Below are 16,254 nucleotides of genomic sequence, written 5' to 3' on the forward strand. Positions count from 1 at the left end.
AGGCTAGAGCTGACCTGCCTGCCACTGCGCTTCGCGGCTGGACAGCGCTGCAGCGATATCCGCAACGCTGTCGGACGCGACGCTCTCGGGCAGCGGGTCGAGGCCGACGCTGGCGAATAGCTGGCCATAGCTGTTACGCAGCTCGGCGTAGGCCAGGTCACGGCGCAGATCCGCCTGTAGTGTATTCAGCTCGCCCTGGATCAGTTCCAGCTCGCCAATGCCCTGGGCCTGGTAGCGATTACGCAGTTGCTCGACGATCTGCCCATCCAGGCCGGCGAGTTGCTGGCTGGTCTGGAATTGACGTTGGGCTTCGCGGAAGTTGGCGTTGGCAACGTGCAGTTGGGCGAGGATCGCCATAGACATGGCCTGACGCCGCGCATCGGCGACCTCCTGGCCTGCTTTGGCAACGTCAATGGCGGCTGGCGCGGAGAGCACGTTGAACAGGTTCCAGGTGACTTTCACGCCGTAGTCGGCCCAGCTTTGGTTCACCAGGAACGAGTTGCTGTCGTAGTGTCCGCCGGCGGAAAACTCCAGGCCTGGCAGCAGACGGAGCATGGCTTTGCGTGTTTCTGCGGCGCTGATGCGCGCCTGGTAATCCTGCTCGCGCAGTTCGGGACGACTGGCCAGAGCCTCCCGCTCCAGCGTGTCCAGCGCCACCTTGAGTTCCGGCATCTGATAACCGGCGTCAGGCGCCAGTTCGACCTGAGTGCCCAGTGGCAGGTTGATCAGGGTAGCCAGCTCGGTCTTGGCCAGCGACAGGGCGCGGCGTTGTTCCTCCAGCTGGCGGGTGGCCTCGATCAGCGCGCGCTGATAGCTCAGGGCCTGGATCGGGTCGCCGATGCGTTGTTCGCTCAGGCGCTGGCTGTTGTCGCGAGCCTGGGCGACGCGGGCCATGAGGCTGTCGATCTGAGTTAGCAGACGATCTGCCGCCACGGCACGCCAGTAGGCGGAGCGCACATCCTGAATGATGGTGTGCACCACCTTGCGCCGGCGCTCTTGCACGATCAGGCGCTGGTCCCCCTGTTGCTTGGCGCTGACGTAGCTGACACCGAAGTCCAGCACGTTCCACACCATGGTCAGATCCGCCACGCCACGGTCGCGGTCCTGCGAGGTGGACGGCTCCAGAGACTGGGTGCCGGTTTCGATGCTCTGGCTGCTTGAGGCGCTGACGTTGTTACGTCCGGCATAGCCGGCGGACAGCGCCATGCGTGGCAGCATGTCGAAGGTGGCCAGGTCGACCTGGCGCTGAGCCATGGCTTCTTCCATGACCTTCAAGCGCGCCTCGAGGTTGTACTTGACCGCGCGGGCCATGGCTTCGTGCAAGGTAAGTGGGCCGCTGAGCGGTTCCTGATCCTTGAACATGCTCGCCAAATCCTGCTGCGCGCGTTGCTCGCTGACGCTGCGGTCGATGGGTTGGCTGGTCACCGCGCATCCACCAACGGCTAGAGCCAGTAGACTGATACTGAAAAATTTCGCTGCTTTGCTCATCCTTGGGCCGCCCCCTGGTATGGCACTCATTCGATTCTTATCTGTCTTGTCGATTACGCTTGTGGCATCTGCAACGGAATTTCTCCCAACGCCCAGGCAAGCTCTCTTATCTGGCGTTGTTCGCTTTCACCGATCTCCTGCAGTTGCTGGCTCAGAGTCGGTGCTCCGAGAACCTCTCCCCCGCCCAAGCCATTGCCGCTGGAAGTCCCCCAGCGGAGCTGGATTTCGCCTGATTCCAGCGGTACGTCCTTGTTGAACATGCTGGAGAAACTGCTGGTACCGAACACGCCGCCGTCGCCCCCGCCAAAGCCGAGGAAACCAATGCCGCTGCCATTGCCGGCACCGCTGTCGCTGCTGGCAAAGACCTGGGCGATGAAGCTGGGCGCCAGCGCACCGTTGTTGATGAAGATGTTGCCCACCGTGGGTACGCCGCTACCGAGAGTCGGTTGCTCGAACAATGGCGGCGGCAACAGTGGCGAGGTGGTGCTGGAGGGTGGCGCGCCGGGCACACTGGGTTGAGCCGGTGCGGTCGGTGTAGTGGGTAAGTTGGGCGTCGGGTTAGCGCGGAACTCCGGATCGCCGGTATTGAGCCCGCCCAGCGTGTAGCCGGCGCTGGAGAAGTTGCTCTGCATGGCGTTACCGACGGCATCAACGATGCCGCTACCAGCGGCCGTGAGTGACAGGCCAAGCGTACCCTGGCCCGTCACGCCGCCGACGCTGATGCGATAGGTACGTGCATCGATCTGTACCAGCGAGAGCAGGGTACCGTTGGCGCTGCCCGTGGTGGCCAGAGCGAAGTCGGTCAGATCGACGCCATTGACGTCCTCGCTGAAGGTAACGGTGAAGCCGAGGGTGGTATTGGTGGTGGGCGATGTGCCGTCGAGGGCGATGCCGGTCACCTGTGGCGGTGCGGCATCCACCAACACGTCTGCTGTGGAGGGAACGTTATTGAGCGCGGTCTGGGTATCATTGCCGGCGGCATCGCGCAGGGTCGCGCCGTTGCTCTGGAAGTTGGTGCCGATGGCAATGCCGTTGCTGTCCTGCTGGCCGTTGGCGACGGTCAGGCGGAACACCAGCGCGGTGCTGCCCGATCCACTCAGGTAGTTGGCGTAGACGGTGCCGCCGGTATCCAGGGTAATCGCCAGGCGCGGTGTGCCGCCAGCGGTATCAACGGTTACGGCTTCGTCGAAGTTCACCGTGAAGTCGAGGGCGTCACCCGCCACGTAGGTGCCGTTGGCTGGCACGTTGACCGAGGTGACAGTCGGTGCCCTGCTGTCGATGGCGTAGTTGCCCGAATCGGTGCTGCCGACGCCGGTGTTGCCGGCGGCATCGGTGTAGCCGGTGTTGTCCAGGGTGATCAGATTGGTGGCATCGGTGACGTCGGCGTCAGGTGTCAGGGTTGCCGTCCAGGTGATGCCGCCATCGCTGGAGCCGAGGTCGCTGAGTGCACCATTGGCCACGCTGAAGTCGGTCGTGGTCAGCCCGGTCACCGCCTCGCTGAAAGTGATGGTGACCGTGGTGCTCTGCCCAGCCTTGAGCGCGGTATCGGTGATCACGATGCCGGCCGTCGGGAGCAGGGTGTCGATGGCGTAGTTGCCCGAATCGGTGCTGCCCGTGCCGGTGTTGCCGGCCTGGTCGGTTACACCGGTATTGTCCAGGGTGATCAGGTTGCTGGCGTCGGTGACGTTTGCACTGGGCGTCAGGGTGGCGGTCCAGGTGATGTTGTCCGAGGTGGACAGGTTGCTGAGGGTGCCATTGGCCACGCTGAAGTCGGCGGTGGTCAGCCCGGTCACCGCCTCGCTGAAGGTGATGGTGACGGTGGTGGTCTGTCCGGCCTTCAGGGCGCTGTCGTTCACCACGATGGTGGCGGTGGGACGCTGGGTGTCGACCACGTAGTTGGCCGAATCCGTACTGCCGCTGCCGAGGTTACCCGCCAGATCCATCACGCCGCTGTTGTTGAGGGTAATGAGGTTGCTGGCATCGGTGATGGTGGCGCTCGGAGTGAAGGTGGCCGTCCAGGTCAGGCCACCGTCACTGCTGCTGGGGTTGCTGAGGCTGCCATTGGCTATGTTGAAGTCGCCGACGTCCAGGCCCTGCACGGCTTCGTTGAAGGTCACGGTGACGGTGGCGGTCTCGCCGATGCCAAGGGTTGTGTCGCTGAGGGTGATGCTGGTGGCGGCAGGCCGAACGCCGTCCACCACCAGGGCCTTGTTGGCCCCCAGGGAACCTGCCGCGCCAGGTGTTGGCAGGGTGAGGATGGCGGCCTGGCTGGCGCCGTCCTGAATGCTGCCGCCGTTGAGGCTCAGGGCCGAGGTGGAGGCGTAGTCGAGGTCGGCGGAGCTGTCACCGGCCTGTATGGTGTAGCTGAAGCTCAGGGTGTCGCTGCCCGAGCCGGAAAGGTAGTTGAGTACGCGATCGGTGGTGCCGGTTTCCAGGGTTAGGGTCGGGGTGCCGGTGACGTCGACCGCGCTGTCGAACTGCACGTTGATGGTGATGGTGTCACCGATCTTGTAGGTCCCGTTGGCCGTGCTGGACGAAACGCTGGTGACCGTCGGGGCGTTGGGGGCGGTCAGGGTCAGATCATTGCCGGTGTCGCCGGCATAGCTTGTGGTCAATTGGGTACCATTGCCCGCCGCGTTGAAGGTGCTGCCTTCGCTGAGGCCACTGAAGGTGCCGGTGATCGCATCGGCGGCGTCATTGAGGATGACCTTGTAGATCTCGCCATTGCCGGCGGCATAACCATGGTTGACCGTCAGGGTCGCGCCGGAAACGTCGACGGAGCCATTGACCACGACCTGGTCGTAGCCGGTGCCAGCACTGGCGCCATTGATATCCAGTGCCAGGGTGCTGCCTGCATCCAGGATCAGATTGCCATTCACGGTCAGGGTGCCGGCACCGCTGTTGCCCGGGGAAAGGGTACCGCCGTTCTGCACGATGACGTCGCCACCCAGGGTGCCGCCGCCGGCCAGGGTGGCGCCATTGGCCACAATGGTAGCGCTGCTGGTGCTGCCGTCCACGACCAAGGTGCCGGCAGACACGCTGGTCGTGCCCGTGTTGGTGTTGCTACCCGACAGGGTCAGGTTGCTGGAGCCCGCCTTGGTCAGGCTGCCCGAGCCACTGATGGTGCCGGACAGGGTAGAGGCCGCGCCGGCATTGATGGTGGCCACGCCGGTCAAGGCCAGGGCATTGTCGATGGTGGTGTTGCCGGTGATCTGTAGGGTGGTGCCGTTGGCCAGGTTGAGGTTGCCGGCGCCGAGGTTGCCGTCGCTGGCAATGCTCAGGGTGCCTGCACTGACGCTGGTGCTGCCGCTATAGGTATTGCTACCGCTCAGCGTCAGGGTTGCTGTGCCGGTCTTGGTCAGATTATTGCTGCCGCTGATCACGCCGGAGAGCGTGGTATCTGCGCCAGTGCTCATGGTGGCGTTGCCGCTCAGGGCGATGGCGTTGTCGATGGTGGTGGCGTTGGTCACGGTCAAGGTCGAGCCGGCAGCCAGGGTCAGCGTGCCGCTGCCCAGGTTGGCATCGCTGGCGACCCTCAGAATGCCAGCGCTGACGGTGGTGGCGCCGTAGGTGTTGCTGCCATCCAGGGTCAGGGTCGCGGCGCCTGCCTTGGTCAGGGTGTAGGCACCGCTGACCACGCCGGACAGGGTGGCGTTGGCTGCGGCAGTGACCGTGGCATTGCCGCCAAGGACGATGGCGTTGTCGACGTTGGTCGCGCCGGTGAGCGCCAACATGGTGCCGGCGGCCAGATTGACCGTTCCAGAGCCCAGGTTGCCGTCGCTGTCCACGCTCAGGGTGCCGGCATTGACAAAAGTGGCGCCATAGCTGTTGCTGGCGGACAGGGTCAGGGTGCCGGCGCCGGTTTTCGTCAGGGCGTAGGCGCCGCTGATGGCGCCGCTGAGGGTGGTGGCGTCACTGTTGTCGATGGTGCTGTTGCCGGTGAGGGCGATGGCATTGTCGATGGTGGTGGCACCGGTGATTGCAAGCGTGCTGCCAGCCAGGGTCAGGCCGCCACTGCCCAGGTTGCCGTCGCCGGCGATCGACAGCGTGCCGGCGGATACGGTGGTGGTGCCGCTGTAGGTGTTGCTGCCGTTCAGGGTCAGGATGCCGCTGCCCTGCTTGATCAGTGAGCCGCTGCCGGAAATAATCCCGGAGACGCTGGTTGAAGCATTGTCGCCCCCACTGGTGAGGGTGTAGCTGCCGAGCTGGATGCTGGCGTTGGTGTTGTTGCTCGCCAGGCTGCCGATGGTCTGATCCGAGAGCAGGGTCAGCACGCTGTTGCCGTTGACCCGTACCGCACTGCTGCTGGACATCGAGGCGTCGCCATCGAGTCTCAGCCAACCGTAATTGAGCAGCGTGGTGCTGCCGCTGTAGCTGTTGCTGCCGGAGAGGGTCAGGGCATGGCTGGCCGAGCCTGTCTGGTTGATAGACAGGCCACCGTTGCCACTGATATTGCCGGAGAAGGTGGTGTCCGCAGTCTGGGTCGTGGTCAGGGTGCTGCTGCCCAGGTTGATCGCCCCCGCCCCGGAGAGATTGCCGATGGTTTCGTTACTGTTCAGCGCCAGGGTGGCGCCTGCGGCGATCGACAAGCTGCTGTTGTTGGCAATGGCATCGCCATTGGCGACGGTCAGGATGCCGTCAGCGATGCTGGTGGCGCCGGAGAAGCTGTTGGCACTGCCGGCCAGGGTCAGGTTGCCGGCCCCCGCCTTGGTCAGGGCGCCGCTGCCGGCGACCACGCTGACGATGGATGCAGTGTCTCCCGAACCGTTGGTGAAGATCTGGGTGGTGCCGCCGGCCAGGGTGATGGTGCCGCCGGTGAGCGTGAGACCGCTCACCTGATCCATGTCGAAGGTCAGGCTTTCGTTGAACGATACGACATTGAGGTTGAGCGTCTGGCCTGCCAGGGAGCCATCGAAGACGATGGTCTGGCTGCCGGTGTTGTCGGCGGCGGCAATGGCCACGGCCTCGCTGAAGCTCACGCCGTTACTGACGTTGATGGTGGCAGTGTCGGTGTTGTTGGTCACGTATATGAAATCGCTGGTGACCGTGACATTTGCGGTTGTCGCAGTGCCTCCGTCGCCATCGGTCAGGGCAAAGCTGATCGTGGCATCGCCGGCTGGGGTATCGCTGCGATAGGTAATGCGTTGGACAACGTTATCGACCAGTGCGCTGGTCGCCGTTGTACCAGTGCTGGTAAAGGTGATGGTCAATACACCGTTGGTGTTGGTGAAGGTCGCGAAGGTTTGACCGCCGGATTGCAGATCGCTACCGCTAACCGTAAACAGTGCCCCTGACGTGTTGAAACCAAAAATATCCGACGTAATGGCCATGCCAGAGCGTTGGACAGTCAGCGTGGCATCTGCCCAGTTGCCATTGCCACTGTTAAGCGCATCCAGTTCCGCGTCGGCTAGATTGGCATTGCCACTGGCATCCAGCGACACGGTGTTGCCTACACCGGCCCAGGCGACGCTGTCGCCGTTGAGGCCGTTGACTACGGGAGCCGCATTGGAGCTGCCGATCACGACATTGTTGAAGCCGTAGTACATGCCATTGTTGGTACCGGCATATCCAAAAACGATCTTGTCGGCTGACTGAAAGCCTATGTGGCTGAGTACGTTCGTCTGGTTGATGGTGTAGATGCCGCTGGCTGTGTTCGGCGGTATGAAAAACTCCGCGTAGGCAACCTGTGCTCCATCCCTGTAGGCCGTGACGGTCTGCAGAATGTCGTCGTTGGTCCATTGGGGATTTAAGGTAAACCACTGATGGTCGATGAGGGTGATACTTTCGAAGTTGAATTCACTGCCGTCGGCAGACTCTATGACCATGCGATCAGGGCGTGGATTGGGGTCTCCGCCTACGCTCCAGTAAATATCCGATGCAAGCGTAGGTAATTCAGGATATTGGCCAGGGTAGTCGTTTGGATGCCAGCCGATCACGTTGCCAGCGGTGTTTCCGGACGAGTCGATGAAGTAGATGTTCAGATCAACTTCCGACAGGTTCAGGGTGCCACCTTCGCCATCGTTGAATACTGATCCGAAGTTCTGGTCACCCGTCATGCTGTAGGCAAGGGTGCCGCCATCGAGCTTTGCCTGATAGGACTCCAGCGACAGCGCTGCCGCTTCCACGCCGCCGATGTGCACTTCCAGTTCGCTATCGCCGCCAATGCTGCTGGACCCGGAGTCATCGTTGCTCGCTGCCACGTCGGTACCCGTAGCGCTTGCCAGGCGTTGAATGAAGTCGGCGCCCTTATCGCCGCTGGCGACATCGCATCCGTAAAGCAGGAGATCGCCCTGTTCGCTGAATACGCGTCCAAGCTGGTTCAACACATCGCTGCGGGCATTGAGTGTGCCTGCATCAATCCAGGTGTTGCCAAGCAATAGCTTGCCTGCGCTGCCGTGGCTGAAAATATGCACCGCGTCGATGCCTTCACGTCCCTCTAGGTAGTCAGCGATCTGCTGCAAGCCATCCTCGCTGCTATCGAGCACGACCACTTCGGTGCCTGGTGCGAAGCCCTCGATCAATTGCTGCTTCTTGGTGACCTGGCCATCGATGAACACCACTTCCTGGCGCTGGTCGGCGGTGCCGGCGGTAGGCGTGGCTGCCAGCCCGTCGTGGCTGGCGGTATCGGTGGTGGTGCTTTCCTGGGCGCTGGGTGTCGCGGCGGGCTGATTGGCCGCAGCATCGGCCACGGTGGCGGCAACCGCGCCGTCGAACAGCATGCGCGGTTCCAAGGATATGGCTAATGGTGTTCTAGGCGTGGCGACTGGGGAACGAGGCGATGACTTCTTATCATTCCAGAACATGACGTAACTCCCTTTGATCGCATCGTGCCATTAGCTGGGTAACCGGATTAGGATCGCGTTGAGTCTAGATGTCAATGGCCGCCAGTTCGGCGTCTGGCGGAGGGCGTAGGCCAGTAATTAAAAACCACTTTCGCGCACGCCGAGCGCCGCGATCCGCCGCCAGGCAGCGCCGAGTAGCGACTGCCGCTCTCCGTCCAGTATCACCACGCCGCGCAGGGGGTGATCGGGATGGATGTCGTTATCCAATAGCGTCAGACGTACGCCGTACTGTGCTTGCACAGGTTCTGCGCGGCGCTGTGCGTCACGGCGTACGGCAATGGGACCGCCGTGATCCGAGCTGAGCGCTTCCAGTTCCAGATAGGCGACGCCGGTGGCGTCCACTTCGTCCAGGCGCACTTTCACCGCCGGGCGTGCCGGGTCGTCAGTGATGAAGCGTCCTTCGCTGCCCGTTTCGACCCGCCAGAGGTTTTCTTCGGCCAGATAGCCGCGCAGGCGTAGTCCCGGCTCGACGATGCGTGCAAGTGATTCGGCAGGGTGCAGCCAGCGGTCCGCGCTCAGGTCGCGTTGCAGGTCGCGTACCACGCCGGCCTGCGGTGAGCGCAGTTGCAGGCGCTCGCGCTGGGCGGCCAAACCGCGGTATTCGGCCACGGCCTCGGCCAGGCGTTGTTCGAGGATGCCGGCATCGGCTGCCGTTTCGCTGCGTGCGGACTGGCGGCGCAGTTGCAGCTGAAGAATTTCGGTCTCGCGCCGGACGATGGCCTGGCGCGAGTCCAGATCGGGCGAATCCAGCTCCAGCAGCAGGTCGCCGACTGCCACGCTCTGCCCGTCTTGCACGTGCACGGCTTTCAAGCGCGCGGCCACCGGCGCATGCAGGGCGCTGGTGCGTGAGGCTTCGAGCACTGCAGGGATTTCCACCGAGCTGCGCCAGGGCACGATGAGCACCAGCATTACCGCGCCAAGGCTCAGGCCGGTGATCAGCACCTTGCGTGAGTCGGCCTGCTCACGGCGTTGCCACCATTCGCCCAGCTCGCGCCAGATGGGCAGGCCAATGAACCAGAGCAGTTCAACCACCATCAGGAAGATGCCGAGCACCTTGAAGAACAGGTGATAGACCGCCAAGGCGATGCCGAGGAACAGGATTGTGCGCCATATCCAGGAGCCGTAGCCCCAGATCAGCAGACGCCGGGTCATGCTGGGTGACCAGGGTTCCGGTGCCGGTTCGCCATAGCCGAACAGGGCTTCGCGCAGGCGCCAGCGACACAGGGCGAAGGCACGGTTCTGCAGGTTATCGACGCCCCACAGATCGCTGATCAGGAAGTAGCCATCGAAGCGCATGAAGGGATTGAGGTTGATCACCAACGTGGTGATCCAGGTCGCGCTGGCCAGCATGAAGGCTGAGGTACGCAAGGGGCCGTCCGGCAGCAATGACCAGGCCAGCAGTGCCAGCACCGCCAGCAGCAGTTCGGCGAACACGCCGCCTGCACCTATCAGCAGTCGCGAACGCCGGTCGCGCACGCGCCAGGCATCGCTGACATCGGTGTAGAACATCGGCAGCAACACCATGAAGGCCAGGCCCATGCTCTGTACCCGGCAGCCGGCGCGCTTGGCCATGAAGGCGTGGCCGAACTCGTGACAGAGCTTGGCGAAGGTCAGCGCGATGCCGAAGGCCAATGCGCCTCCGAGGCTGAACAGATGGGGGAAGGTGGCGAGGAAGCGCTGCCAATCGCGCATCACCAGGAACAAGCCCAGTACAAAGACCAGTGGCAGGCCCCAGCGCAGCAGCCAGGGGCCGTGGCGTTCGAGCACGGGCCAGGCGCGATTGAGGAAAGGATCGGGCCGCCACAGAGGAATGCGAAAGAACAGGTATTGATGCAGCACCCGTTTCCACGGACTTTGGCGCTGGGTGGCGGCTTTCATCGCGTAGCTGGCGCGCTGTTTGTCGTCCAGGGCAGCGATCAGGTCATGGCTGCTGAGAAAGCGCAGCATGTCCTCAAGTTCGGCCTGACCCAAGGGCAGGCCAGGCTCTGCATTGGCCGCCGCCAATACACGCTGCGGTTCGCCCAGTGTCCAGTGGCGCAGCAGGCGCACGGCGGCGGCGCCGAGTTTGAAGTAGCGACCGCGTAACGGGTCGGCCAACGTCCATTGCGGGGCGCCGTCGAGGCCAGGCGCCGCCGGTGAAAGCTGCAGATCGGGGCGCAGGGCAGGCAGCATCAGAAACCCAGGCTCTGGCGGGCCGCGGCCAGGGGCCGGCGCAGCAGGTAATAGGCCAGCGGCGCACGATCACCGAACAGCTTGGCGGTGCCACGCAGCCCTACACGTGGTGGGGTATCGACGAAGCGCGCATCCAGGCGGTAGGCCAATTGCCCGGCGGCGGTGGTCTGGGCTTCATAGGCGGAACGCTCCAACTGAGCCTCATGGCGATTGAGTGGATCGCTGTCGAGAAACAGCGCTACTTCAGCGCCAGGCTGCAGGGCGACGGCGTCACCCACCGGCAGCTCGATACGCAATTCGGCCTGGCTCGGGTCGGCGATCTGCATCAGCCGTTCGCCGGTCTGCACCGGTTTGCCGGTCAGGCGCTCGGCGTCGGCGAAAACGGCGATGCCTGAACGCTCGGCGCGTACTTCGCTGCGGGCCAGCAGTTGCCTGGCATAGTCGCGTTCGGCGCGCTTCTGTTCGACGCGTGCGGCCAGCAGGTCGAGGCGGGCGCTGGATTCGGCATCGGCGAAGGCGCGCTGGCTGTTGGCCTTGAGTTCGGCCTCGGCCACGCCCAGGGCGCGTTCGGCCACATCGGCCTGGGCCTTGAGGCTGGTGGCCTCGAAGCGCACCAGCCGGTCACCGGCGGCGACGCTTTGATTGGGCTTGACCAGAAATTCGGCGATCACGCCATCCAGCGGCGCGGCGACCACCCGGCCACCCAGCGGGACGACTTCGGCAGGTGCCAGTACCGACTGGCGTACCGGAATCAGCAGCAGGAGCGAGAGCGCCGCCGCGACGGCCAGCAGCTTCTTGCGCGGCCAGCGCATGCGCCAGGGCTTGCGCGGTTGCAGCGCCAGCCAGGCGTGGGCGTAGGTATCGGCCAACTGCCTGAGCAATGATTGCTCCGCTTCGCTGAAGGGGGTGTCGCGAGCCAGCCACAGGCCGCCGAAGGTTTCGCCGTTGCGGCTTTTCAGCGGCAGCCAATAGGCATGTGGGGCGGACAGGTCGTTCATGTCGGCGCGGGCCTGCTCGTCCAACTGGGCAGGGTCGATGCTGTGTCCTTCATCCAGTCGGCCGTGCTTGAGCAAGGCCGAGGTGGCGCGTTCGACGAAGGCAACGAACGGTGCATGCGCTTCCACCACGCTGATGCCGGTCAGTGCCTGCACCCTGCCGGCGATCAGCAGGGCGGCGTGGCGGAAGCCGAACAGTGCCTGGCCGTCATTGACCATGGCGAAGGCCAGTTGCTCGGTATTACCGGCCTTGCGCGCCTGTTGCTCGAGCCCGAGGAACAGGGCGAATACACGTTCGGCCGTACTGGGCAGCGGTGCGTTCATTCCGTCACCTGGAACTGGGCCGTGCCACTCATGCCGGCGAGCAGGCCCTTGGCATCGTCGGACAGGCTGCCGATCAGCAGAAGGGTTTGGCTGCCCTCATCGATACGCGCGCCCAGGCGCTTTACCGTGGCCTGGAGCGGCTTGCCGGTTTCGTCGGGGGTGAAATCGAAGGTTTGGCCTGGCTGCAAGCGGCTAAGCCAACTGGACGGCACCAGCAGATAAATTTCCAGCGTGCCGTTATCGACGACATCCAGCAGTGGGGTCCCACTGGCCACGCTTTCGTGGGGTTGCGCGCGGCGTAGAACCACACGGCCATTGAAGGGCGCGACGACGCTGCAGCGCTTCACTTGTACCTGATACACCTGGGTTTCCGCCTGAGCCTGGGCCTGCCGAGCCTCGGCCAGCGCCACTTCGAAGCGGCCGACCGAATTGAGGGCGGCCAACTGCTTCTTGTGGTTCAGCTCTTCACGGGTGGCGCGAGTGGCGGCTTGGGCCGCATTGAGTTGGGCCTGGTAAGCGCTGCAGTCAAAGCGCACCAGAACGTCGCCCTTGTTGAAATCCTGGCCATCGCTGAATGGCATTTCGATGATGCGGCCAGGTAGTTCGCTGGACAGTACCGCCTGGTTTTGCGCGCGCAACACGCCGCGCACCTGGCGCTCACCGGGTTGGGTGGCGGTGGGAGTCGGTGAATCGAGCAGCGGGTCGTCGGCCCAGAGTAGTGGGCTGAACGCAAGGATCAGCAGGCCGAGGAGGGTCGAAAGAGAGCTGTGACGCGGCATGGCATACGTCCTTGCATGAAGTCAGCGCAGTCTACGGCAGAAGTCGGGCCCGGCAAATTGGCCGTAACTGCGCATCTATATGGTGCATGATGTCGACTCTGGTGCGCGCACGGCCTGCTTCTGGTGCGTGGGCTGTCTGGCCGGCCTAGCTGGCGCGTGGTCTGAGCCCTGGCATAAGTCTTGCGCTGCACTGAGTATCGTCCAGGCTAGCAGGAGGCCGCCGTGTCGATTCATGTCGCGCTGCACCACGTCACCCACTACCGCTACGACCGTGCGGTGAACCTTGGGCCACAAGTCGTACGTTTGCGGCCGGCGCCGCACAGTCGCACACGCATCCTTTCCTATGCGCTGAAGGTCGAACCGGGCCAGCACTTCATCAACTGGCAGCAAGACCCGCAGGGCAACTACCTGGCGCGCCTGGTGTTTCCCGAAAAGACTCGGGAGTTCAAGGTCGAGGTCGACCTGGTCGCCGAGATGGCGGTGTTCAACCCCTTCGACTTCTTCCTCGAACCCTACGCCGAGCGCATTCCCTTCGCTTACACCGAGGGCGAGCAGCGCGAGTTGGCGCCGTACCTGGTTAAGCTGCCGGCCACGCCGCTGTTCGCCAAGTACCTGGCCGGCATTTCCCGCGAGCCGGTGCCCAGCATCGATTTTCTGGTCGAGCTGAACCAGCGCCTGTCGGCTGACATCCGCTACCTGATCCGCATGGAGCCGGGCGTGCAGACGCCGGAACAGTCGCTCGAGCTGGCCGCTGGTTCGTGCCGCGACTCGGCCTGGCTGCTGGTGCAACTGTTGCGTCACCTGGGTCTGGCGGCGCGCTTCGTCTCTGGCTACCTGATCCAGCTCACCGCCGACGTCAAAGCTCTCGACGGCCCCAGCGGCACCGACAAGGACTTCACCGACCTGCATGCCTGGTGCGAGGTGTACCTGCCTGGTGCCGGCTGGGTCGGTCTCGACCCGACCAGCGGCCTGTTCGCCGGTGAAGGCCATATTCCGCTAGCCTGCAGCCCGGAGCCATCCTCGGCGGCGCCGATCACCGGCGGACTGGACGAGTGCGAGGTGGAGTTCGAGCACCTGATGAGCGTCGAGCGTGTGTGGGAGGCACCGCGCGTCACCAAGCCCTACAGCGAGGCGCAGTGGCAGGCGATCCAAGCGCTGGGCCGGCAGATCGACGATGACCTGCACAAGCACGACGTGCGCCTGACCATGGGTGGCGAGCCGACCTTCGTCGCCCTCGATTACCCTGATGACGACGAGTGGAATACCGCCGCACTGGGGCCGAACAAGCGCCGCTTGGCCGCCGATCTGTTCTACCGTCTGCGCAGTCACTATGCGCCCAAGGCGCTGGTGCATTTCGGCCAGGGCAAGTGGTACCCCGGCGAGCAGTTGCCGCGCTGGTCGCTGAACTGTTTCTGGCGCCGCGATGGTGAACCGCTGTGGCACGATCCCAAGCTGCTGGCTGACGAGAAGCGCGGTTATGGCGCTACGGCAGAAACGGCCTCGCGCTTTCTCGCCACCCTGGCGGCACATCTGGGCGTAGATGGCGGTAACGTTTTCCCGGCCTATGAGGACTGGTTCTACTACCTGTGGCGCGAGCGCAAGCTGCCGGACAACGTTACCCCGGATGATCCACGCCTGAGCGACCCACTGGAGCGCGAGCGCCTGCGCAAGGTGTTCGATCAGGGCCTCGACGCCGTGGTTGGCCACGTGCTGCCGCTGGCGCGTCAGGTGGTGGGCGATGGCTGGCAGAGCGGGCGCTGGTTCCTGCGCGACGAACATTGCCGCCTGCTGCCCGGTGACTCGGCGCTGGGCTATCGCCTGCCGCTGGATTCGCTGCCCTGGGTCAGTCAGGCCGACTACCCCTACGTCAATCCGGTCGACCCCAGTCAGGCGCTGCCGCCGTTGCCCAGCCCGGCGCAGATCCAGCGTCAGCTGCGCGGTGTCTGGCGCGGTGCGAGTGCCGGCCCACAGAGCGCGCGTCCGGCCAGTGGGCAATCGGCTGCCGGCATCGTGCGCACCGCGCTCTGTGCCGAGCCGCGCGAGGGGCGCCTGTACCTGTTCATGCCGCCGCTGAGCCATCTCGAAGACTACCTGGAGCTGGTCGCGGCCATCGAGGCCGTGGCTGCCGAGCTCAATTGCCCGGTCTTGCTGGAAGGCTATGAGCCGCCGCTGGACCCGCGCCTGCAGTACTTCCGTGTCACCCCCGATCCGGGTGTGATCGAGGTCAACATCCACCCAGCTGCCAGCTGGGATGAGCTGGTCGAGCGCTGCGAATTCCTCTACGAGGCAGCGCGCCAATCGCGGTTGTCCAGCGAGAAGTTCATGATCGACGGACGCCACACCGGCACCGGCGGCGGCAACCATTTCGTTCTCGGCGGCGCGACACCAAGCGACTCGCCCTTCCTGCGCCGCCCCGACCTGCTGCGCAGCCTGATCAGTTACTGGCACAACCACCCGTCGCTGTCCTACCTGTTTAGCGGTCTGTTTATCGGTCCGACGTCTCAAGCGCCGCGCGTGGATGAAGCGCGCAACGATGCGCTGTACGAACTGGAGATCGCCTTCGCGCAGATGCCCGAGCCGGGCCGCGACTGTCCGCCGTGGCTGGTCGATCGTCTGCTGCGCAACCTGCTGGTGGACGTCACCGGCAACACGCACCGCGCCGAGTTCTGCATCGACAAGCTGTACTCGCCGGACTCGGCCACTGGTCGCCTCGGCTTGCTCGAGCTGCGCGCTTTCGAGATGCCGCCGCATGCGCAGATGAGCCTGGCCCAGCAACTGCTGCTGCGTGCGCTGATCGCGCGTTTCTGGCAGGAGCCCTACCAGCCGGCGAAGCTGGTGCGCTGGGGCACCGAACTGCATGACCGCTACCTGCTGCCGCATTTCGTCGAGCAGGATTTCGCCGACGTGCTGCAGGAGTTGGGCAGCTTCGGTTATCGCCTGCGCAGTGAATGGTTCGCCCCGCATCTGGAGTTCCGTTTCCCCAAGGCCGGCGATTTCGTGGTCAAGGGCATCGATCTGGAGCTGCGCCAGGCGCTGGAGCCCTGGCATGTGCTGGGCGAGGAGGGAGCAGTCGGCGGCACCGTGCGTTACGTCGACTCGTCGCTGGAGCGCATGCAGGTGAAGGTTAACGGCATGGCGCCGGATCGCTACGTGCTGACCTGCAACGGCGTGCCGGTGCCGTTGCGACCGACCGGCAAGGTTGGCGAGTTCGTCGGGGGTGTGCGTTTCCGCGCCTGGCAGCCGGCCAGTTGCCTGCAACCGACCATCGGTGTGCACGCGCCGCTGGTGTTCGACCTTGTCGACACCTGGATGCAGCGCTCGCTGGGCGGTTGCCAGTACCATGTGGCACATCCGGGCGGTCGCAACTACGACAGCCTGCCGGTCAACGCGTACGAGGCCGAGAGCCGGCGCCTGGCACGCTTCTTCCGCCTGGGCCACAGCCCGGGCAAGCGCCCTGTCATGCAGCCGATAGACAATAATGAACTGCCGATGACCCTGGATCTGCGTCGCGTTTGACGACATGTTGCTCACCTGAGTGTCGGCTACCGCGATCAGTCCCCTCGCCCCTCTGGGGAGAGGGTCAGGGAGAGGGGAGAGTGGGCGACTTCGCGCTTTTTTCAGCCCTCTCCCCGGCCCCTCTCCCATAAATGGGAG

The 16,254-nt window shown here is 64.2% G+C and carries 6 protein-coding genes; 1 reads left to right on the forward strand and 5 read right to left on the reverse strand.

Features of this window, described 5'->3' with window-relative positions; translation table 11 throughout:
- Positions 1–3: 3 nt before the first annotated feature.
- From BM186_RS05560 to BM186_RS05580, 5 genes are all read right to left on the reverse strand, one after another.
- The gene (locus BM186_RS05560) at positions 4–1,488 is read right to left on the reverse strand and encodes a TolC family protein (protein WP_074913816.1); all 1,485 of its coding nucleotides are present in this window, start codon (positions 1,486–1,488) and stop codon (positions 4–6) included.
- 53 nt (positions 1,489–1,541) lie between these two features.
- Complete coding sequence (locus BM186_RS05565; RefSeq protein WP_074913817.1) at positions 1,542–8,207, reverse strand: Ig-like domain-containing protein; 6,666 nt, start codon at positions 8,205–8,207, stop codon at positions 1,542–1,544.
- A 201-nt stretch (positions 8,208–8,408) separates the two neighbouring features.
- Positions 8,409–10,505: an efflux RND transporter periplasmic adaptor subunit gene (locus BM186_RS05570; RefSeq protein ID WP_174892479.1), complete on the reverse strand. Its 2,097-nt coding sequence runs from the start codon at positions 10,503–10,505 to the stop codon at positions 8,409–8,411.
- Complete coding sequence (locus BM186_RS05575) at positions 10,502–11,821, reverse strand: efflux RND transporter periplasmic adaptor subunit (protein WP_074913819.1); 1,320 nt, start codon at positions 11,819–11,821, stop codon at positions 10,502–10,504. Before BM186_RS05575 ends, BM186_RS05570 begins: the two co-directional genes overlap by 4 nt.
- Complete coding sequence (locus BM186_RS05580; RefSeq protein ID WP_074913820.1) at positions 11,818–12,600, reverse strand: efflux RND transporter periplasmic adaptor subunit; 783 nt, start codon at positions 12,598–12,600, stop codon at positions 11,818–11,820. The genes BM186_RS05575 and BM186_RS05580 overlap by 4 nt, the downstream gene beginning before the upstream one ends.
- Positions 12,601–12,822: 222 nt before the next feature.
- On the opposite strand from BM186_RS05580, the gene BM186_RS05585 reads away from it, so the two are divergent.
- On the forward strand, positions 12,823–16,116 hold the full coding sequence (locus tag BM186_RS05585; RefSeq protein WP_074913821.1) for a transglutaminase family protein: 3,294 nt from the start codon (positions 12,823–12,825) through the stop codon (positions 16,114–16,116).
- Positions 16,117–16,254: the final 138 nt, after the last annotated feature.

This window comes from Ectopseudomonas toyotomiensis, assembly GCF_900115695.1.
In the GTDB taxonomy this organism is placed as follows: Bacteria; Pseudomonadota; Gammaproteobacteria; order Pseudomonadales; family Pseudomonadaceae; genus Aquipseudomonas; species Aquipseudomonas toyotomiensis.

Coding starts and splice junctions, on each gene's coding strand:
- BM186_RS05565 (WP_074913817.1), bottom strand. CDS start 8,207: ATGCTGTTCGACGGCGCGGTTGCCGCCACCGTGGCCGATGCTGCGGCC.
- BM186_RS05575 (WP_074913819.1), bottom strand. CDS start 11,821: ATGAACGCACCGCTGCCCAGTACGGCCGAACGTGTATTCGCCCTGTTC.
- BM186_RS05580 (WP_074913820.1), bottom strand. CDS start 12,600: ATGCCGCGTCACAGCTCTCTTTCGACCCTCCTCGGCCTGCTGATCCTT.
- BM186_RS05560 (WP_074913816.1), bottom strand. CDS start 1,488: ATGAGCAAAGCAGCGAAATTTTTCAGTATCAGTCTACTGGCTCTAGCC.